The 20,532-nt window shown below is 65.7% G+C and carries 20 protein-coding genes; 14 read left to right on the top strand and 6 right to left on the bottom strand.

The window, feature by feature from the left end:
- The first annotated feature begins 10 nt into the window (after positions 1–10).
- Together MG068_RS10690 and MG068_RS10685 are read left to right on the top strand one after the other, a co-directional pair.
- The gene (locus tag MG068_RS10690) at positions 11–1,894 is read left to right on the top strand and encodes a PepSY-associated TM helix domain-containing protein (protein ID WP_132810131.1); all 1,884 of its coding nucleotides are present in this window, start codon (positions 11–13) and stop codon (positions 1,892–1,894) included.
- Positions 1,895–2,028: 134 nt separating this feature from the next.
- Positions 2,029–4,677, top strand: a complete 2,649-nt coding sequence (locus MG068_RS10685; RefSeq protein WP_132810130.1) for an excinuclease ABC subunit UvrA — start codon at positions 2,029–2,031, stop codon at positions 4,675–4,677.
- Positions 4,678–4,749: 72 nt separating this feature from the next.
- Here MG068_RS10685 and MG068_RS10680 read toward each other — a convergent pair whose 3' ends face one another.
- The 3 genes from MG068_RS10680 to MG068_RS10670 all read right to left on the bottom strand — a co-directional run bounded on the left by MG068_RS10680 (position 4,750) and on the right by MG068_RS10670 (position 7,364).
- Positions 4,750–5,337 carry a chymotrypsin family serine protease gene (locus MG068_RS10680; protein ID WP_132810129.1) on the bottom strand — a complete coding sequence of 196 codons (588 nt, stop codon included), beginning with the start codon at positions 5,335–5,337 and terminating at the stop codon, positions 4,750–4,752.
- Positions 5,309–5,581 (bottom strand): hypothetical protein, encoded by a 273-nt coding sequence (locus MG068_RS10675; RefSeq protein ID WP_132810128.1) that lies wholly within the window; start codon positions 5,579–5,581, stop codon positions 5,309–5,311. Before MG068_RS10675 ends, MG068_RS10680 begins: the two co-directional genes overlap by 29 nt.
- Positions 5,582–6,410: 829 nt before the next feature.
- Positions 6,411–7,364: an alpha/beta fold hydrolase gene (locus tag MG068_RS10670; protein ID WP_132810127.1), complete on the bottom strand. Its 954-nt coding sequence runs from the start codon at positions 7,362–7,364 to the stop codon at positions 6,411–6,413.
- Positions 7,365–7,532: 168 nt separating this feature from the next.
- Here MG068_RS10670 and MG068_RS10665 point away from each other — a divergent pair, with 168 nt between their 5' ends.
- From MG068_RS10665 to MG068_RS10655, 3 genes are all read left to right on the top strand, one after another.
- Positions 7,533–8,102, top strand: coding sequence for a TetR/AcrR family transcriptional regulator (locus MG068_RS10665; RefSeq protein WP_132810126.1), 570 nt, complete (start codon positions 7,533–7,535; stop codon positions 8,100–8,102).
- 61 nt (positions 8,103–8,163) lie between these two features.
- Positions 8,164–8,640, top strand: a complete 477-nt coding sequence (locus MG068_RS10660) for a nuclear transport factor 2 family protein (protein ID WP_132810125.1) — start codon at positions 8,164–8,166, stop codon at positions 8,638–8,640.
- A 271-nt stretch (positions 8,641–8,911) separates the two neighbouring features.
- Complete coding sequence (locus MG068_RS10655; protein WP_012511063.1) at positions 8,912–9,832, top strand: MBL fold metallo-hydrolase; 921 nt, start codon at positions 8,912–8,914, stop codon at positions 9,830–9,832.
- 115 nt (positions 9,833–9,947) lie between these two features.
- Here MG068_RS10655 and MG068_RS10650 read toward each other — a convergent pair whose 3' ends face one another.
- The 3 genes from MG068_RS10650 to MG068_RS10640 form a co-directional block, all read right to left on the bottom strand.
- On the bottom strand, positions 9,948–10,829 hold the full coding sequence (locus tag MG068_RS10650; RefSeq protein WP_049422314.1) for an RNA polymerase sigma-70 factor: 882 nt from the start codon (positions 10,827–10,829) through the stop codon (positions 9,948–9,950).
- A 75-nt stretch (positions 10,830–10,904) separates the two neighbouring features.
- Positions 10,905–11,309, bottom strand: a complete 405-nt coding sequence (locus MG068_RS10645) for a cupin domain-containing protein (protein ID WP_132810124.1) — start codon at positions 11,307–11,309, stop codon at positions 10,905–10,907.
- A gap of 55 nt (positions 11,310–11,364) precedes the next feature.
- Entirely contained in the window at positions 11,365–11,844 is a 480-nt protein-coding gene (locus MG068_RS10640; protein ID WP_071228236.1) for a carboxymuconolactone decarboxylase family protein, read from the bottom strand.
- 89 nt (positions 11,845–11,933) lie between these two features.
- On the opposite strand from MG068_RS10640, the gene MG068_RS10635 reads away from it, so the two are divergent.
- The 9 genes from MG068_RS10635 (at position 11,934) to paoC (ending at position 20,532) form a co-directional block, all read left to right on the top strand.
- The gene (locus tag MG068_RS10635) at positions 11,934–12,242 is read left to right on the top strand and encodes a sigma factor-like helix-turn-helix DNA-binding protein (RefSeq protein WP_049401564.1); all 309 of its coding nucleotides are present in this window, start codon (positions 11,934–11,936) and stop codon (positions 12,240–12,242) included.
- Positions 12,239–13,270, top strand: a complete 1,032-nt coding sequence (locus MG068_RS10630) for a LysR family transcriptional regulator (protein ID WP_132810123.1) — start codon at positions 12,239–12,241, stop codon at positions 13,268–13,270. The genes MG068_RS10635 and MG068_RS10630 overlap by 4 nt, the downstream gene beginning before the upstream one ends.
- A gap of 128 nt (positions 13,271–13,398) precedes the next feature.
- Positions 13,399–14,166 (top strand): SDR family oxidoreductase, encoded by a 768-nt coding sequence (locus MG068_RS10625; RefSeq protein WP_132810122.1) that lies wholly within the window; start codon positions 13,399–13,401, stop codon positions 14,164–14,166.
- Between the two features lie 21 nt (positions 14,167–14,187).
- Complete coding sequence (locus MG068_RS10620) at positions 14,188–14,703, top strand: OsmC family protein (RefSeq protein ID WP_132810121.1); 516 nt, start codon at positions 14,188–14,190, stop codon at positions 14,701–14,703.
- A 238-nt stretch (positions 14,704–14,941) separates the two neighbouring features.
- The gene (locus MG068_RS10615; protein WP_132808894.1) at positions 14,942–15,904 is read left to right on the top strand and encodes an IS110 family transposase; all 963 of its coding nucleotides are present in this window, start codon (positions 14,942–14,944) and stop codon (positions 15,902–15,904) included.
- A 129-nt stretch (positions 15,905–16,033) separates the two neighbouring features.
- Complete coding sequence (locus MG068_RS10610; protein ID WP_132810120.1) at positions 16,034–16,366, top strand: hypothetical protein; 333 nt, start codon at positions 16,034–16,036, stop codon at positions 16,364–16,366.
- Positions 16,367–16,733: 367 nt separating this feature from the next.
- Positions 16,734–17,381 carry an aldehyde dehydrogenase iron-sulfur subunit PaoA gene (gene paoA / locus MG068_RS10605; RefSeq protein ID WP_132810119.1) on the top strand — a complete coding sequence of 216 codons (648 nt, stop codon included), beginning with the start codon at positions 16,734–16,736 and terminating at the stop codon, positions 17,379–17,381.
- Entirely contained in the window at positions 17,378–18,328 is a 951-nt protein-coding gene (locus tag MG068_RS10600) for an FAD binding domain-containing protein (protein WP_132810118.1), read from the top strand. The genes paoA and MG068_RS10600 overlap by 4 nt, the downstream gene beginning before the upstream one ends.
- The gene (gene paoC / locus MG068_RS10595) at positions 18,328–20,532 is read left to right on the top strand and encodes an aldehyde oxidoreductase molybdenum-binding subunit PaoC (RefSeq protein ID WP_132810117.1); all 2,205 of its coding nucleotides are present in this window, start codon (positions 18,328–18,330) and stop codon (positions 20,530–20,532) included. The genes MG068_RS10600 and paoC overlap by 1 nt, the downstream gene beginning before the upstream one ends.

Below are 20,532 nucleotides of genomic sequence, written 5' to 3'. Positions count from 1 at the left end.
CGGGGCAGGCATGAAAGCGGGCTTCCGGCAGAGCATGTCGTGGCTGCACACCTGGTGCGGCCTCACCTGTGGCTGGCTGCTGTGCGCGATCTTCCTGACCGGCACGCTCAGCGTGTTCCGTGAGCCGATCACGCGATGGATGGAGGCCGGCCCCGTGCCGGCCTCCTCGCCGGCGGTGGACACGGGAATGCAGGCGGTACGTGCGCAGCACTGGCTGGCTGCCAACGCCGCCGATGCCCGGGAATGGCAGATCCGTTGGCCTGCCCAGCCGGGCTGGCCACTGGAGCTGTCATGGGAGGGTGGCGACGGCACCGCGCACGAACGCTGGGTGGATGCCGGCACCGGCATGCCACAGCCTCCACCTCGTCTTCGGGAAACCGAAGGCGGGCGCCACTTCATGTCCTTCCATTACACCCTGCACGGCGGAATGGCCGGCTACTGGCTGGTCGGCTGGATCACCGCCTGCATGCTGCTGGCGCTGGTGTCCGGCGTGGTGGTGCATAAACGCATCTTCAAGGACTTCTTCACCTTTCGCCCGGGCAAGGGACAGCGCAGCTGGCTGGATGCGCACAACCTGAGTGCCGTGCTGACCCTGCCGTTCCTGTTCATGATCGGCTACACGGGGCTGACCTTCTTCTACAGCAGCTATCTGCCGTGGCCGGTGCATGCGGCCTATGGCGATGCTGATGACGCCTATGCGCGCTATGAAGCCGAGCTGGCGCCTATGCAGCCAGCGCCGCCCGGCATCCTGGTATCCACCGCGCAACTGCCAGACCTGCAGCACCTGCTGGCACGCGCGCAGGCCATCAGCGGGCAGCCGCCGGCATTGATCGTGATCCAGGCGCCCGGCACCGTGCACAGCGTGGTGGAGGTGATCGGTCGCAAGCCCGAGGGGGGTGCGGACAGGCATCTGCTGACCGAGGCCAGCCGGGCGGCGTTCGATGCTGCCAGCGGCACGCTGCTGCAACAGCATGGCGCACAGCCGCATGCGATTGGCGCGGTGCAGGTGCATGAGACGATCGAAGCACTGCACAAGGCCGATTTCGGCGGCTGGCCGATGAAGTGGCTGTACTTCATCAGCGGCCTGCTGGGCACGGCGATGATCGCCATCGGCACGCTGCTGTTCTCGATCAAGCGGCGCAAGCGCAGCGAGCATGAGTTCGGCGCGGCCACGGCGGGCATCTACCGCTGCGTGGAAGCGTTCAACGTCGCATCGCTGGCTGGGGTGGCGCTGGCAAGCATCGTCTACCTGTATGGCAATCGGTTGCTGCCATTGGAAATGAGCGGTCGCAGTGCGTGGGAAATACGCATTTTCCTTTTGACCTGCGCGGCCTCGGTGCTGCATGCGCTTTGGCGCCCACCGCGCCTGGCCTGGATCGAGCAGTTGTGGCTGGCCGCAGCACTGTGCCTGGCACTGCCGCTGGTGAATCTGGCAACCACCGGGCAGGGGCTGCTGATGTATCTGCAGCGGGGCGCATGGCAGCAGGCCGGCGTGGAGCTGGTCGCACTGGCATTCGGGCTGATGCTGGCAAGAATGGCCCTGATGCTGCAGCGCCGTTGGCCCCGGGCGCAGGAGGCGGCGCGCCCTGCCAAGCCTCCGGCCAGGCGGGAACCGGCCTATCGCTGGCAGGTGGCGAGCCGAGTGCTGGCCGCCTCGTTGGGCGGATACCTGTTCACCGCCGTTACTGCCACGGCACTGGCGTTGTTGTTGCCCGTGCTGGTGGGGGTAAGGACAGCCGTTTCGGTCCTGGCCAGTTCACTGCTGGGGTTCGTGCTGTTCATTGCCATTGCTGTGGGCGTCTTCAGTGCCCGTAGTGTTGGGCGGGTGTGGCTGAGTCTGCTGGCGGGGAGTGCCCTGATGGGGGTGTGGGTGGTAGTGCTGCAGCGAGGGTAGGGCGGAGGGCGAGGCGCACGGGATCATGCAGGCTGTCACCGTGGCCGCCCTCGCCGAATTCACCTCTCAGCAGCGAGAATGAGCCACTGGGCGCGCCCAGGCGCGCGCCACTCACTGCCTGCAGGATCGTTACGATGTCCAATACCCCCTTTGGTGAGTCGTCATGTGCTGCCGCCGCCAGCGGTTGCGTCGAGGTGCGCGGCGCACGCGAGCACAACCTCAAGAATGTCGACGTCTCCATCCCACGCAATGCACTGGTGGTGTTCTCCGGGGTGTCGGGTTCGGGCAAGTCGTCGTTGGCCTTCGGTACTGTCTTCGCTGAGGCGCAGCGGCGCTACTTTGAGTCTGTTGCGCCGTATGCCAGGCGCCTGATCGACCAGGCGGGCGTGCCCGATGTGGATGCCATCGACGGGCTGCCGCCGGCGGTGGCCCTGCAGCAACAGCGCGGGGCCAGCAATGCGCGCTCGTCAGTGGGCAGCGTGACCACCCTGTCCAGCCTGGTGCGCATGATGTACTCGCGTGCGGGTGCGTACCCGGCCAACCAGCCCATGCTGTATGCCGAGGACTTCTCACCCAACACGCCGCAGGGCGCCTGCACCACCTGCCATGGCCTGGGGCATGTCTACGAAGTGACCGAAGCGCTGATGGTTCCGGACCCCTCGCTGAGCATCCGCGATCGCGCCATCGCCTCCTGGCCGCCGGCATGGCATGGCCAGAACCTGCGCGACATCCTGGTCACGCTCGGCTACGACATCGACGTACCGTGGAAGACGCTGCCGAAGAAGGACCGGGACTGGATCCTGTTCACCGAAGACGCGCCCAGCGTGCCGGTCTATGCCGGGTTCACGCCCGCAGAGACGCGTGCCGCGCTCAAGCGCAAGCAGGAGCCCAGCTACATGGGCACCTATACCGGCGCGCGCCGCTACGTGCTGCACACCTTTGCCAATACCCAGAGCGCGCTGATGCGCAAGCGCGTATCGCGCTACATGGAAGGCCGGTTGTGCCCGGCGTGCCACGGAAAGCGCCTGAAGCCGGAGGCGCTCTCGGTCACCTTTGCCGGGGTGGATATCGGTGAGTTCATGCGGCTGCCGCTGGACCAGCTGGCGGCGCTGCTGGAGCCCATCGCACAAGGTGATTTCGGCGCGCACAGCACGGGCGCTCGCACCAACAGGAGCGCGACACCCCGCGATCGCGCCCGGAGGGCCGCGAGTGGCCAGGCGACTCACGAGGGTGCCCCCGACGTGCGGCTGACCTCCGCCCTGTCCGAAGAGAAGCGCTTGGCAGCACAACGACTGGCAGGCGGGGTCATGGCCCGTGTACGGCAATTGCGTGACCTGGGCCTGGGGTACCTCTCGCTGGACCGCGCCACGCCAACCCTGTCGGCCGGCGAACTGCAGCGCCTGCGGCTGGCCACCCAGCTCAGCTCGTTGCTGTTTGGCGTGCTGTATGTGCTCGATGAACCCTCGGCCGGCCTGCATCCTGCCGACAGCCAGGCGCTGTACGACGCGCTTGAGCGGCTGCGCGACGGCGGAAACTCGGTATTCGTGGTTGAACATGACCTGGAGTTGATGCGCCGCGCACAGTGGCTGGTCGATGTTGGACCGGAAGCAGGCGAGCACGGTGGCCAGGTCCTCTACAGCGGCGAGCCGGACGGCCTGCGCCAGATCCAGGAGTCGCGCACGGCGCAGTATCTGTTCGACCAGGTGCCGGCACCCGCCAGCCGCCAGCGCAGCGCGAACAGCTGGCTGGAACTGAAGGGCATCCACCGCCACAACCTGCAGGGCGTGGACGCACAGGTGCCGCTGGGGCTACTGACGGCGGTGACCGGCATTTCCGGCTCAGGCAAATCCAGCCTGATGGCGCAGGCGCTGCCCGAGCTGTTGCTGCTGCACCTCGGGCATGAGCCTGCCGACGACCGCGCCGATAGCGCGCCCACCGACGGACCGACCGTGATCGAAACGACGCGGGGCACATTGGCAGGCGATATGGACGCGATCCAGCGGGTGGTGCAGGTCGACCAGAAGCCAATCGGCCGCACGCCGCGCTCCAACCTGGCCACCTATACCGGGCTGTTCGATCACGTGCGCAAGCTGTTCGCCGCAACGCCGGCCGCGCGCCGCCGCCGTTTCGATGCCGGCCGCTTCTCGTTCAACGTGGCCAAGGGCCGGTGCGAGACCTGCGAGGGCGAGGGTTTCGTCAGCGTCGAGCTGCTGTTCATGCCCAGCGTCTATGCGCCGTGCCCCACCTGTCATGGCGCCCGCTACAACGAAGCCACGCTGAAGGTGCAGTGGAATGACCGCAACATCGCCGAGGTCCTGCAGATGACGGTCGACCAGGCGCATGCGTTCTTCAGCGAGGAAGAGGCCATTGCCCGGCCGCTGCAGTTGCTGCAGGAGATCGGCCTGGGCTACCTGCGGCTGGGCCAGCCAGCCACGGAGCTTTCCGGCGGTGAGGCGCAACGCATCAAGCTGGCCACCGAGCTGCAGCGCAGCCAGCGCGGGCGCACGCTGTACGTATTGGACGAACCCACTACCGGCCTGCATGCGTCGGACGCAGACAGGCTGCTGCTGCAGCTGCAGCGGCTGGTGGACGCGGGCAATACGGTGGTGATGATCGAGCATGACATGCGCGCGGTTGCACAGGCGGACTGGGTGATTGACGTAGGCCCCGGAGCTGGCGGGGCAGGGGGCACCATCGTCGCGAAAGGAACGCCGCAACAGGTGGCTCGCGCCAAAGGCAGCAGGACGGCGCCGTTCCTTGCCAGGGAGCTGGCGCTTATGTAGAGCCGAGCCATGCTCGGCTGACGAAGAATCCACGCACGTGGTTCCAGCACTGCACTCATCAACAGATGCGGGCTATGGACAATCAGGGCAGCCACTGCAGTGCAGGTTGTACTCAACGGGCTCGGCGGTGATTCCAGACGCATCCTTCAAGGTAATCCGCTCCCTCCAGGTCAACGGGGGAGGGGGAATGACGGGAGGCGGATAGAGCACGATGGGGTAGAAGCAGGCCCATGTGTAGTTGAGCGGGGAGGGCATCTTGTCCGGCAATGTTTCCGTGGCGGGTTCGCAGGGCCCGCTCGGGCACACGGGGCGCTCCAGCGTCAACTCTATCGGGAACTTCGGAACTCCCTTGTACGCAACCGGAACGGAAAATGGCCTGAAATAATTTTCTGCGCGATCTGCGATGCCGGTAACTTCAAAGGCCTCCGTCAATACGGAAACACCAAGTGCTGAAAGCCGCTCGATGGGCATGTAGAACAGGTCGTTCTCAAATCCCGTGTCTTCACCGCCCCGGCCGTGAATGACGCCGACAGCCGCATTGTTCGAAAAGACCGGTCCACCGCTGTCACCTTCGACGCTGAGAGGGCCTGGAGAAAGGTTGCGTGCACGGATGTACCTGCCTATGGCCCCATTATGATTGGACCTTGAATTCTGGCTCATGCTCAACGTACAAGCCACCAAACGTATCCGGCTCAGATGCCTGAATCCTGGCTTCCAGACCTGCCGCAGAGATCGATTTCATCGACCTGTATTTTGCTTCGGCCTCAGATACATTGAACGTTCGCGAGTAGGTGTGTGCCGTGGGGTTGCCAGTTACCGGCTGGCCGTACAGGGAGAATGCGAACGCACCGAGTGCGGACAATGCCAGAGCGCGCATGGATAGCTTCGTGCGCAGATTGATCATGGCTGCTCCTTTGCCTGACGCATCAAGTGAATCGTCATGAGTGGGCCAGTACAGGCATCCGGAATGGACGCAGCAAGACTCGAACGGAGCGATTCACCGCCGTGCCCCCCTCCGAATGATGCGGCGATTCCGAATTCCATTATTTCCCCCGATCGTTCATCCTGCACGCCTACGGGAGCGCCCCCCTTTATGGCCAGCGAGTAATCGTGAGGCCATGCTGCAAGATATGCCGTGCCACCTGGATCCACGAAGTAGACACAGCCGTTGATTGGCCTCAACACCCCCCTGAGTAGCCCGGTTGCCAGGACCGCCCCCTGCTCAGGTGAGAGTCTGACAAGCACAAGTGATCGGCCCTCTTTGGCGCCAACCGGCATGATCGCGGCGATGCAGGAGGCAATTATCAGATAAAGGAGAGCCGCAAGCTTTGCTGAAGACCTGCCAGATACCGTGCACATCCCTACCTCCATGTCACAGCTGATTGTTGGCCCACCCGGAATCCACTCGCATTTTCAACAATTACGTTGCAGCGAGATTGAAGGTATGGACTTTCCCCGGACTTAACCGTGACCGCCTTCATGAACGCGTATTTTCAGATTACCCGCTCGCTCCGTGTAAAGCCGAGTTATCTTGCGAACGAGGGGCAGAGGATTACTGCCAGGTGCCGAGGTTCTGGCATGGCCATTTCCACGCCCTTGCAGCCGGGCCCGGATGAAATTCTGCATCGTCCGAATCCGCACGGGGGGCGGCTCTGGTCGGGAACGGACACGCGACGGAGCAGAAACACTCTGATGTGAGACGGGCTCCGGCGCGATGCCGGAGCCCCGGTTACTCACTTCTCCTGCAGGAAGCTCAGCAGATCCTGGTTGACCTTGTCCTTGTGGGTGTCGGTCAGGCCATGCGGCGCACCCGGGTACACAATCAGCCTGGCGCCCTTGATCAGCTTCGCCGACTGGCGGCCCGAGATGTCGATCGGCACGATCTGATCATCATCACCGTGGATCACCAGCGTTGGCACATCGAACTTTTTCAGGTCGGCGCGGAAGTCGGTGGCCGAGAATGCGGCGATCGAATCGTAGGTGTTCTTGTGGCCCCCCTGCATGCCCTGCGCCCACCAGGCATCGATCAGGCCCTGCGACACCTTTGCGCCCGGGCGGTTGAAACCGTAGAACGGGCCGGACGGGATGTCCTTGTACAGCTGCGCGCGGTTGTCCATCTGCGCCTTGCGGATGCCATCGAACACTTCCATCGGCAGGCCATTGGGGTTATCGGCGGTCTTCAGCATCAACGGCGGCACCGAGCTGATCAGCACCGCCTTCTTCACCCGGCCGGTGCCATGGCGGCCGATGTAGCGCGCCACTTCGCCGCCGCCCGTGGAGAAGCCCACCAGGGTGACGTCATGCAGGTCGAGCGTGTTGATCACCGTGGCCAGGTCATCGGCGTAGTGATCCATGTCGTTGCCATCCCACGGCTGGCTGGAACGGCCGTGGCCACGACGGTCATGGGCGATGACGCGGTAGCCGTGGTTGGCCAGGAAGATCATCTGCGATTCCCAGCTGTCCGAGTTCAACGGCCAGCCGTGGCTGAAGGTAACGACCGGGCCGTCCTTCGGGCCCCAGTCCTTGTAGTAGAGCTGCACGCCATCGGCGGTGGTGATGTAGCTGGCTGTGCGCGCGATGCTGGTGACTGCTGCCGGCTTGGCCGGTTCGGCGGCCTGCGCGGACAGGCCGGCCTGGACCGACAGGGCGAGGGTGGCAATGGCCAGGGTGCGGGCGAAGGTGTTCATGCGGAAACTCTCATGGGTGGGTGGTGAGGCGTACTTTGCGCCTGCAATCAGGCGCCTGGGTGATGAACTGTCCGGATTTCTTGATAGATCGTCTTGCACGGTTGTGCACACACAAACCGCCACCCATTGCCCGTTGACAAGGTAGAACGGTCGTTCTACCTTGCGGCCATGCACAAGACCGGCACCGACACCGCGGACAAGATCCTGGCCACCGCCGAGGCGCTGATCTACCAGAACGGGATCCACGCCACCGGCATGGACCTGCTGGTGAAGACCTCCGGCGTTGCCCGGAAGAGCATCTACCGGCACTTTGAAAACAAGGACCAGGTGGCCGCTGCGGCATTGAACGCGCGCGACGTGCGCTGGCTCACCTGGTTCCAGCAGGAGTGCAACAAGGCCGACACCGCAGAAGCACGCATCCTCGGCATGTTCACCGTGCTCAAGGGCTGGTTCCAGTCCGAGGGCTATCGCGGCTGTGCCTTCATCAACACCGCAGGCGAGGTTGGCGATCCCGACGATCCGATTCGGCACATCGCCAAACATCACAAGCAGAAGCTGCTGGATTACACGCTGGAACTCACCACGCAACTGGACATCCAGCAGCCGGAAGCGCTGGCGCGGCAGCTGCTGGTCCTCATGGAAGGCGCCATCACCGTCTCGCGCGTGATGGGCGACTACAACGCCGCAGACACTGCCAGGGATGTTGCAAAGGTGTTGTTGGAGCAGGCCAGGCGCTGACGCCTGAGCCATCAAAACCCGTCGAAGCACCCCGTTCATCCACTTGATTGGAGGCCCCACCGTGTCCACTGAAGCACCCCGCCCACCACTTCCCCCATTCACCCTTGAATCGGCCATCGAGAAAGTGCGCCTGGCCGAGGATGGCTGGAACACCCGCGATGCCGACAAAGTTGCGCTGGCCTATTCACTGGACACCGAGTGGCGCAACCGCGCCGAGTTCACCCATGGCCGCGAGGAAGCGCGGCAGTTCCTGGCCCGCAAGTGGAACAAGGAGCTTGAGTACCGGCTGATCAAGGAGCTGTGGGCCTTCACCGACAATCGTATTGCCGTGCGCTACGCCTATGAGTGGCATGACGACTCCGGCAACTGGTTCCGTTCCTATGGAAACGAGAACTGGGAATTCGGCGCTGATGGCCTGATGCAACGCCGCTTTTCGTGCATCAACGACATGCCGATCAAGGAAAGTGACCGCAAGTTCCACTGGCCGCTGGGGCGCCGCCCCGATGATCATCCGGGGCTATCTGATCTGGGTATGTGATTCGCATTGCTTCCCGGAATGCAACATCACGTCCCCCTCCACGGGCCTACCGCGGCAACGGTGTGCTGCCTAGGCTGATCGCACACGGCATATGCCGTGTTCCGGGCCCACCGCTTGCGCAGTGGCCCGTCTTCCCATGAACCCTGCAGCGCTGGCCTGCCAGGCATCCGTGCCCTGGCAACGCCACGCCCTGCGCCGTGGGAAAGCGCCCGGAATCGTTCGCGCCAGCCTTGCATCGCTGCCCGCCCAATGCCCTTCGTGGAGATCCCTCATGTTCAGTCTGGAAAACACCGCTGCGCCCATTGCCCCCGCCCTCGATGAGCTGGTGCCCTCGCGCTACGCCCTCAAGGTGGGCGACGTCGAAGTGCTGGTGATCAGCGATGGCGTCCTGCCGTTGCCCACCCAGATGCTCGGCCACAACGTACCGGCCGCCGACCGTGCCGAATGGTTCGAAGAGATGTACCTGCCGCAGGATGCCTTCGACTGGGCATTGAACGTGATGGTGGTGCACAGCGGTGATCGCACCATCCTCATCGATGCCGGCCTGGGCATGGACCCGGACCTGCAGCTGCCGCGCGCCGGCCAGTTGATCCGCCGCCTCGGTGCCGCCGGTATCAACCTGGGCGAAATCACCGATGTGGTGATCACCCACATGCACATGGACCACGTCGGCGGGCTGCTGGTTGAAGGCGTGAAGGAACAGCTGCGCCCGGACCTGAAGATCCACGTGGCCGCGGCGGAGGTGGAGTTCTGGAAGTCGCCGGACTTCAGCCGTACCAACATGCCGCAGGGGTTCCCCGATGCGCTGCGCGCTACGGCCAAGCACTTCTGGGCCGAGTACAGCAGCTACGTGCACACCTTCCAGGACGAACAGCAGATCGCGCCGGGCGTGACGGCCCGCCGCACCGGTGGGCATACCCCGGGCCACTGCGTGGTGCGCGTGGCGTCTGCCGGGCAGGCCCTGACCTTTGCCGGTGACGCGGTGTTCGCGGTCGGCTTCGACCAGCCGAACTGGCACAACGGCTTCGAGCATGACCCGGAGGAATCCGCGCGCGTCCGCATCGCCCTGCTGAAGGAACTGGCAGGCACCGGTGAAATGCTGGTGGCCACGCATCTTCCGTTCCCGTCAGTGGGCCGGGTGTCGCTGGAGGGCGAGACCTTCCGCTGGGTGCCGGTGTTCTGGGACTTCTGATCGGATCCTGCGGCCGTTGCGCAGGCGGGCGTTGACGACCGGGGCGCATCGGCGCCCCGGTCGAATGCCGCAAGAACGAGGTCGACAATGGATGCCATCCACGCGGGGCGCGGATCTACTGGATGGAGGTAGGCAGTGCCAGCCGCTGCAGTTTGTGCGGGTTGCGCTGAACCAGGATCTGCGTGATCCGTTCGCCATCGGTCTCGAAGGCCATCGCCGCTTCCAGCTCGCCATCGAAGTAGCGCAGCAGTCCCAGCCGTCCGTTGAGCATGGCCGGCACCATCCGCAATTGCGCGCTGCGCCGCAGGTGCGGGGCATACAGCAGCTGGGCAATGCGAGCGCCCCCGACCATCGGCTTGGGGAAGCTGGTGACGATGCCGCCGCCGTCACCCACCAGCTCGGCCGACTCGGCCATCAGCGCCTTCATCGTGCGGAAATCGCCGCTGGATACGGCCTCGGCGAAACGACGCAGCAGTTTCTGGTGCACCTCCTGCGGAACGTTGTAGCGCGGGCGCTCCTGCCTGAGCTGCAGGCGTGCGCGATGTACGATCTGCCGGCAGGCGGCTTCTGTCTTGTCCAGGGTGCGCGCGACCACCGCGTAGTCCTGATCGAACACGTCGTGCAGCAGGAAGGCTGCACGCGCATCCGGGGCCAACCGCTCCAGCACGCTTAGGAAGGCGACCGACAGATCGCTGGCGGTTTCCAGCACATATTCAGGGGTGCTGGTGTCATCGGTCAGCAGCGGTTCGGGCAACCACATGCCGACATAGTGTTCGCGCGTATGCCGTGCCAGGCGCAGGCCATCAATGGCGCGACGGGTGGTGGTGGCCACCAGCCAGGCTTCGGGATTCTCGATCTGTGACGGGTCGGCGCCATGCCAGCGCAGCCAGACATCCTGCACCACGTCCTCGGCTTCGTGCGAAGACCCGAGCATACGGTAGGCCACGCCGAACAGGCGTGGGCGGAGGCGGGAGAACAGCGCAGTGGAATCGTCCATGCCAGCGTAGACGGGACAGGTCCCCGGATTGTGACACCCGGGGACCTGTCGTTGGTGCCAGCGCCCGACGTGTGATCAGTGCGGCGGCAGAACCGCTGGCTTGCCGATGTCCTTGATCAGGAACACCACGAACTTCGCCGGCTCGGTAGCGCTGGCGTTACGACCCACGGTGTGCAGATCGGCCGGGCCTTCATGGAAGGCCTCGCCCGGGCCGAGGGTGACTTCCTTGCCGCCGGCCACGCCCATCACGATCCGTCCTTCCAGGACATAGACGAAGCCATGGGCATCGTGGCGGTGCACCGGATCGGCGCCACCCGGCGGGTATTCCACGGTAAGGATCAGCGCTTCCTTGCCGGGCTGCTCCGGCAGGGCGCGGGTCATCACCTCGCGTACCAGGGGCTCGGGCGCAGCAGGGGGCGGGGAGGCAGCAGCGCTGCACAGTGGCAGCAGCGCAAGCAGGGCCAGAACAGAACGACGCATGGCAGGTCTCCAGTGCGGCAGGGGAGGGCCGCTGCATGGGGCAGCGGCGGATCGATCAGGCCAGGCCGGCCTTGTCCAGGCCAAAGGCCGCGTCCAGGATGCCGGGCGTAGTACGGAAGGCGACGTTGGCGCGGTTCCATGCGTTGATCGCCATCACCGCATGGGTCAGGTCGACGATCTCCTGCTCGGACAGCTGGCCGCGCACCCGCGCGTACAGCTCGTCGGGCACACCCTGCGCCGGCAACTGGGTCAGCACTTCGGTCCAGGCCAGGCAGGCGCGCTCGCGCGGGCTGAACAGCGTCGATTCACGCCATGCCGCCAGGTGATGCAGGCGCAGTGGGCGCTCGCCGCGCAGGGTGGCCTCCTTCACGTGCATGTCCAGGCAGAAGCCGCAGCCGTTGAGCTGCGACGCGCGGATGTTGACCAGATCGATGATGGCCGCTTCGATCGAGGCGGTATGGGCGGCATGCGAGTACAGGCCGAGCTTCTTGAACAGTTCGGGGGATTGCGCGGCGTAATCCAGACGTGCGGTCATGGCGTGTTCCTGTAGCGAGTGAAGGACACAGCGAGGCTAGGCCTGCGCCCGCGCTGCCGGTAGGCCGTGGCCGGGCCGCACGCTGTTGCATGAAAAACACCAATGGCCTGTCACAGCGGCCGATGCTCGGCCGTCTGCCGGGCATGGACACCTCATCGCACCTGCGCACCGCATTCCGCCCTGCCAGCGAACAGGTCTGGCAGACCTTCCTGGCCGCACTGCGCGAATTGCCGCCCGATGCACGTGCGGTGCTGTTGCTGCACGACGTGCTGGGCGCCGGGTTCGAGGACATTGTGCCTCTGCTGGGGCTCGACCTTTCCGCGTGCAGGCAGCGCCTGGCGCTGGCGCGGAACCACCTGCACGCACGCCGTGCCCGCCTGGAGCCAGGCCGCCCATGAACATCGCACAGCCCAACCCGGCCAGCGACGGGCACGATGCGCTCACTGCATCCTTCTCCACCAGCTACGCCGGCGTGCTGGCCTTCATTGCAGTGGCGGCCGAGGGCAGTTTCGCCCGCGCGGCCGACCGCCTCGGCATTGGCCGTTCGGCCGTCAGCCGCAGCGTGCAGAAGCTGGAAAGCCAGCTGGGCGTGCGGTTGTTCCTGCGCACCACGCGCTCGACCACGCTGACCCGCGAAGGCGAGCTGTTCCTGGAGGGCTGCAACCCGGGCGTGAACTGCATCCTGCAGGCGCTGGAGGAAATGCGCGACCTGCGCGAGGGCCCGCCGCGCGGGCACCTGCGCATCAGTGCCAGCCACGGCTTCGGCCGGCGGGTGATCGCCCCCTTGCTGGCCGCCTTCCGCGCCGAGTACCCGCAGGTCTCGGTAGAACTGCTGCTGGACGAGCAGGCCCCCGACCTGGCCGGTGACCGCATCGACGTGGCGTTCCGCGACGGCCTGCTGGAAGACAGCCAGGTGATCGCCAAGCAGCTGGTGCCGATGCAGCTGGTGGTGTGTGCATCACCAGCGTACGTGCGGGCGCAGGGTCTACCGTCGTCGGTGGATGCGCTGTCCACGCATGCCTGCATCGGGCGGCGCCTGCCGGGTGGGCGCATGCAGCCCTGGGAATTCCGGGTCGACGGCACCGATGTGCACCTGCAGCCGCCGGCCGCACTGGTGTTCAACGATGCCGACCTGGCCCTGCAGGCCGTCATCGACGGGCTGGGCATCGCCCAGCTGCCCAGCTATCAGATACGTGAAGCGCTGTGGGCGGGCAGGGTGGTGACCTGCCTGGATCGGCATGCGCCGCTCGATCGCGGCCACTACCTGTGCTACCTCAGCCGCCGCCAGCTTCCCAAGCGCGTGCGGGCCTTCATCGACTTCAGCACGCAGCGGGTGCGCGCGCTCGAGCTGGATGTGATCTCGCATTGGGAAGCGCGCCAACAGGCCACGTCCATGAAGCCAGAGGCACAGCCCGCCTGGGCCTGAAGCATTGGTGCGTGCCGGGCAACAGTGCGCGCCCCAGCGCGGACCTACTGCCCCGCGCCCACGCGGCCTACGATTCCAGCATGCCCGGCCACAGCCGGTCGCCCCTTCCACATTCCAGGAGACACGTCATGAAATTCCTCGTCATCGGTGGTACCGGCCGCATCGGCAGCAAGGTGGTTGAGCGCCTGCGCACCGCCGGGCATGACATCGTGGTGGCCGCGTCCTCCACCGGCGTGGATGTGCTGACCGGTGAAGGCCTGGGCGCCGCCATGGACGGGGTCGACGTGGTGGTGGACCTCGCCAACTCGCCCTCGTTCGAAGATGCGGCAGTGCTTTCGTTCTTCGAGACCGCTGGCCACAACGTCCTGACCGCCGCCGCCCGTGCCGGCGTACGCCACCACGTTGCGCTTTCCGTCGTAGGCACCGACAAGCTTGCGGCCAGCGGCTACTTCCGCGGCAAGATCGCCCAGGAGCGCCTGATCCGCGATTCGGGCCTGCCGTACACCATCATCCATTCCACGCAGTTCTTCGAGTTCCTGCCGGGCATCATCCAGTCCGCCGGCAATGGGACGACCGTGCGGCTGCCGGCCGCCGACGTTCAGCCCATTGCCGCCGAGGATGTTGCCGAAGCGGTGGCACGCATCGCGCAGCAGCCACCCCGCAATGGCGTAGTGGAAATTGCGGGCCCCCAGCGCGTCGCGATGGCGGATCTGGCCAGGCAGTATCTGCAGCGGACCGGCGACCCGCGACAGGTCGTGGCAGACGCCGAGGCCCTGTACTTCGGTGCGCCGCTGCAGATCGATACGCTGCTGCCGGTGGCGCAGGCGTGGCTGGGGCAGGTCGGCTTCGACGCCTGGCTGCAGCAGTCCGGCCTGTTGCAGCGGCAGCCCGCCTGAGCGGGCATCGATCGCCTGCCAATGATCGAGCTGAAGCCACCTTCGCCCGCCATGCTGGACCGCTACCAGGGCGACGACGTGCAGCCGCTGTACACCGGCCGCGTGCGGGTGAGCGGTGGCCAGGCCCAGCACGGGCGCGCGTCCGGCGTGGTGCGATCGGACGACGGTGCACTGGCGGTGAACCTGCGCCTGCCGCCAGAACTCGGTGGGCCTGGCGGCGGATCGAATCCCGAGCAGCTATTGGCGGCAAGCTACGCCGGCTGCTTCCACGGCGCCATGGTGCTGGTGGCCGCGCGTGCCGGCCTGCTGCTGCACAACCCCAGCGTCGAAGTGGAGGTCACCTTCGCCCGTGATCCGGCAGATGGGCTGTACCTGCTGTCTGCCGAGATCGTGGTCCATCTTCCCGGCATGGATGCGAACCTGGCCGGCGAACTGGTGCGCAATACCGAACGCGTCTGCCCATACGCCAAGATGTTCCATCGTGGCATCAGCCATGTGGTGCATGTGCGGGTCGGCCCGCAGGGTGCGCCACTGTAGAGTCGAGCCATGCTTGTATGTTCCTCCCGGCTCCTACGCGGTATGTAGGAGCCAGGGTGGAGGGACCGTCAAGCATGCATCTGCGGATACTAGCCGACAGACGAGTCGAGCGATCCCCATCCCGCACACGAACGTCGATAAAGGATCGTACGGCCCCCAAAGGGGATCGTCGATGTAGGCAAGCTAACGTCGGTGCGGTACCACCCCAGCCCCTTAAAGATAGCTGGGAGCCGTACAAATGTCTGATTCTCTCGATATTGGCGTGGACGTGGACTCCAAGGAGTTCGTACCGGCAGTGGCCGACCGCAAGGCCGGCGACAGGATCGCCAACACCCGGGCCGGCATAGCCCAGTGGCTCAACACCTTGCCCCAGCGATGCCGGATTGGCATGGAGGCGACGGGGCGGTACTACGAGTTGTTGGCTCGGATGGCTGGCCAGGCAGGCCACGTTGTCTATGTGATCAATCCACGTCTGATCAAGCACTACGGCCGGGCGACGGGCTCGCGTGGCAAGACGGACGCCATGGACGCCGAAGCGATCGCCCGATACGTGAAGAAGGAGAACGATCGCCTGCGTGAATACGTACCGCGTACCGATGAGCAGCAGCAGATGCACGATTTGCTGCGCAAGCGGCAGACGCTGGTAAAGACACGCGCGCGCCTGGAGCAATCCTTCGGGGTAAGCAAAAGTGCCCCCGGGGAGCTGTCAGATCTGTTCTGCGCTCTGGCTGGGACGCTGTCCGAGCTGGAAAGCGAACTGCAGCGCTTGGGTCGCGATGGAGAGCATGGCACGCTCTACAAGCGCCTGTTGACCATCCCTGGTATCGGCCCCGCTGTCGCCGCTCACCTGATCTACTACATGACGCGCTGGCCGTTGGCCAACGCCAACGCGTGGATCGCCTGCACCGGCCTGGATCCCCGGCCCAACGAGTCTGGCGGAAGAACGGGACGGCGTCGGCTGTCCAAACAGGGCGCGCCAGTGCTGCGCCAGATGCTCTACATGGCCGCCATGGGGCTCAAGCGGTGTCGCCGGGGGCAACCGCTCTACGACGAGCTGTCAAAACGCGGTCACCCCAGCACCGCCGTCTTCAACATCCTGGCCAGAAAGCTGGCCAGGATCGCCTGGGGTGTCTTCAAAAGCGGCCGGGACTTCGATCCGGCCATGCTGAAGGTGGGTCAAGCCTGCTTCCAGCAGGCTTGACCACGAACATAGGATCTCGACTATTGCCCTGACGTCCGCTTCCGGTCAACGGATGCACGCCTCATCTAAATCCGGCTAAGCTGCGGGACGTCCACGCGTGGAAACGCCAGATCCCCTCAAGAGGTTGCCATGGAACCGCACTATCAGCTGCTGGCGAGCGTGCTCATGGGGGTGTTTGTCTTCCTGTTCTTTCTTGCGCGTGACTACTTCAAGAGCCTCGGCTGGATGCTCGGCCCGTTCGACCCCAATCTAGGGTATCCCTCTGCAGCCAAGCTCATCTCAGCAGCCAACAAGACCATGCTTGTAATTGGGACGCTCCTGCTGATCTGGGCCTTCATCGGGCCTTCGCCGTACCGCAGGAACTGGGAACTCGAGGCCATGGGCCTGGCCATGGGGGCGTTGGCCTGCTATGTGCCGATCATCCTTCTGGCGTCTTCCCGCAGTCGATCCACACGGCAATGAGTCCAGCATCACGCACGGCCGTGGCAGCTCGCCCGGACCACAGCGATTGCTGACCACCGACGCGGCACCGTATCCGAGCGCCGCGTGGCGCAGTTCCGCAGACCAGCCCACGGCGCGCCGTGGGCCTGTCTGGGCGGCTTTACCCGGGCATCGATACGCTGCCCACCAGGCGCACGTTTGCCAGAGGCGGCGTTGAAGATGACCGGCCAGCAGGCTCGGCCGACGATGCAGGCACACGCTGGACAGGCTTCACAGATCTGTACTACCCAGCCGGGCATAGTGCCCCTCGGGTAGTCTGAGCGCGTCCATCCAGCCACGGGGTTTCCCCGAACGCCAGGAGGTCACTGTGCCAAGTTGGGACGAAGGAATGAAGTTGACGCGTCGCCAGGTGATCGCCGGCGGCGCCACGACCATGGCGATGTCCGCCGCACCGGGGGCGTCATCGCTCGCCGCCGAACTGGCGGCATCCCCGCCGCCCAGGCCGCCGGTCATCAGCACGGTGGCGTTGACGGTCAACGGCACGCATCGTGAGCTCGAGCTGGACACCCGCACGACGCTGCTCGACGCCCTGCGCGAACATCTGAAACTGACCGGCACCAAGAAGGGCTGCGACCACGGTCAGTGCGGCGCCTGTACCGTGCTGGTCAACGGTGAACGCATCAATGCCTGCCTCAGCCTGGCGGTGCAGCACCAGGCCGATGCCATCACCACCATCGAAGGCCTCGGAACCCCTGATGACCTGCATCCGATGCAGGCCGCCTTCATCAAGCATGACGGTTACCAGTGCGGATATTGCACGCCGGGGCAGATCTGTTCGGCGGTGGCGGTACTGGACGAGATCAAGCGCGGTGTCCCCAGCCATGCGCAGGCCGATGTCAGCGCACGGCCCCAGGCCACCAACATGGAGATGCGCGAACGCATGAGCGGCAACCTCTGCCGCTGCGGCGCCTATTCCAACATTGCCGAGGCGATGCAAGAGGTCGCTGGCACGACCTCTGGAAGGGGGCGCTCATGAAGGTCTTCAGTTACGAGCGCGCGAAGTCCCCGGCCGAGGCCGCCAAGGCCGTCGCCGGCACCGAGGGCGCGAAGTTCCTGGCGGGAGGAACCAACCTGCTCGACCTGATGAAGCTGGAGGTCGAGACGCCCGCGCACCTGGTCGACGTGCAGGACATCGGCCTGGACAGGATCGAACCCACCGACGACGGCGGCCTGCGCATCGGCACGTTGGTCACCAATACCGCGCTGGCCTCGCATGAGCGCGTGCGCCGCGACTACAGTGTGCTGACCCGCGCGATCGTGGCAGGCGCGTCCGGGCAGCTGCGCAACAAGGCCACCACCGGCGGCAACCTGCTGCAGCGCACCCGCTGCCCGTACTTCTACGACCCCCATCTGCCCTGCAACAAGCGCCTGCCCGGATCAGGCTGCGGCGCGCTCGAGGGGTTCTCCCGGCAGATGGGCGTGATCGGCACCTCGGACAGCTGCATCGCGACCTATCCCGGCGATATGGCGGTGGCGCTGCGCGTGCTGGACGCCACGATCCAGACCGTCAAGGGTGACGGCAGCACGCGCAGCATCCCGATTGCCGAGTTCCATCGTTCCCCAGGCGACACGCCACAGCAGGACAACGTGCTGCAGCGCGGTGAGCTGATCACCCACGTTACGCTGCCGGAACCGCTGGGCGGCCGGCACGTCTACCACAAGGTACGTGACCGCGCGTCCTATGCGTTCGCACTGGTGTCGGTCGCCGCGGTCGTGCAGCGTGACGGCTCGGCGCGATTCGCGTTCGGCGGGGTCGCGCCGAAGCCGTGGCGCATCGAAGCAGCCGAACCCCTGCTGCGCGACGGCGTCAAGGCCGCGACCCGGCAGGTGTTCGCCGGTGCCCGTCCAACGCAGGAGAACGCGTTCAAGATCGCGCTTGCCGAGCGCACCCTCGTCGCCGTTCTGGCCGAAGGAGAGCGCTGATGCCCCTCGAATTCAACGCCCCCGCCGGCGACAACCTGTTCGACAAGGCCAAGGTGGTCGGCAAGTCGACGCCGCGCATCGACGGCCCACGCAAGACCACTGGCACCGCCCCCTATGCCTACGAGCGCCATGACGTGGCGCCGAACCAGGTCTACGGCTACATCGTCGGCGCGGGCATCGGCAAGGGGCGCATCATCTCGATGGATGCCTCCCGCGCACGTGCCGCACCCGGCGTACTGGCGGTGATCACCGCACCGGAGACCAAACCGGTCGGCACATCCAACTGGAACAATGCGCCACTGTTCGGCGGGCCCGAGGTCGCCCATTACCACCAGGCCATTGCCTGCGTGGTGGCCGAGACCTTCGAGCAGGCCCGCGCCGCTGCGGCGTTGATCCGCACCCGCTACGAGCGCGGCAAGGGGCGCTTCGATTTCCCAGCGCTGGCGCCGTCCGCGCCGCTGGCAAAGGGGCGCGGTGGCAAGCCCGACCGGCAGACGCTGGGCGATTTCGACACCGCCTACGCGAGCGCGGCGGTCAAGCTCGACGAGACCTACCACACAGCCGACGAAAGTCATTCGATGATGGAGCCGCACGCCACCATCGCCGCCTGGGAAGGCGACACGCTCACCCTGTGGACCTCGAACCAGATGATCGACTGGGCCAGGCAGGGCATGGCGGCGATCCTCGGCATCGATCCCGACAAGGTACGTGTGGACTCGCCCTATATCGGCGGCGGCTTCGGCGGCAAGCTGTTCATCCGCGCCGATGCAGTGCTGGCCGCACTGGCCGCCAAGCAGGTCGGGCGGCCGGTGAAGATCGCGCTGCAACGCCCGTTGATGCCCAACAACACCACGCACCGGCACGCGACCATCCAACGCGTCCGGATCGGTTGCGCGAAGGACGGCAGGATCTCCGCCATCGCCCATGAGAACTGGTCGGGCAACATCAACGGCGAGGACGGCGAGAACGGCACCCTGCAGACGCCCAAGCTCTATGCAGGCGCCAACCGCCTGGTGGCCAACTACATCGCCACGCTCGACATGCCCGAAGGCAATGCGATGCGCGCGCCGGGCGAAGCACCGGGCCACATGGCGCTGGAAGTGGCGATGGACGAAATGGCCGAGAAGCTGGGCCTCGACCCGATCGCGTTCCGCATCCTCAACGAGCCCGAGGTCGTACCCGGCGATCCGAGCAAGAAGTTCTCCGACCGCAACCTGGTGCGCTGCCTGCGCGAGGGCGCGGAACGCTTCAACTGGAACAAGCGCAACGCCAAGCCGGCGCAGGTACGGGAAGGGCACTGGCTGGTCGGCATGGGCGTGTCCGCCGGCTATCGCGGCGCACCCACCATGAAGTCGGCGGCCCGGGTCCGGCTCGACGGCCAGGGCGGGGTGATCGTGGAAACCGACATGACCGACATCGGCACCGGCTCCTACACGATCATCGCGCAGACGGCGGCCGAGACCATGGGCGTGCCGCTGGACCGGGTCCAGGTGACCCTCGGCGACTCGCGTCATCCCGCCTCCGCCGGTTCCGGTGGCCAGTGGGGCGCGGCAAGCTCCACCGCAGGCGTGTACGCGGCGTGCGTCAGCCTGCGCCGCAAGGTGGGCGAGAAACTAGGCTTCGACGGCGACACCGCAAACTTCGCCAATGGCCACATCCAAGCGGGTGGGCGGACCATCGACCTGGCCGAAGCGGGGACACTGTCGGCAGAGGACGGTATTGCCTTCGGCAACTTCAAGCAGGGGTACGACGTCGGCACCTATGCAGCGCATTTCTGCGAGGTCGCCGTGCATGCCTACACGGGAGAGACGCGCATCCGCAGGATGCTTGCCGTATGCGATGGCGGCCGGATCCTCAACCCGCTGTCCGCACGCAGCCAGGTCATCGGCGGGATGGTGATGGGCGCAGGCGCGACCCTGATGGAGGAACTGGTGGTCGACAAACGGCTTGGCTTGTTCATCAACCACGACCTGGCGGGATACGAGGTTCCCGTGCACGCCGATATTCCACACCAGCAGGTGGTCTTCCTCGACACGCTGGATCCGGTGATCTCGCCAATGAAGGCCAAGGGCGTCGGTGAGCTGGGCATCTGTGGTGTCGGGGCCGCGATCGCCAATGCGGTCTACAACGCCACCGGTGTGCGCGTGCGCAACTATCCCATCACCCTGGACAAGCTGTTGCCCGGCTTGCCCGACGTGGGCTGA

This window comes from Stenotrophomonas sp. ASS1 (genome assembly GCF_004346925.1).
Classification (GTDB): Bacteria; Pseudomonadota; Gammaproteobacteria; order Xanthomonadales; family Xanthomonadaceae; genus Stenotrophomonas; species Stenotrophomonas maltophilia_A.
This window is presented reverse-complemented; position numbering and strand designations above follow the sequence as displayed.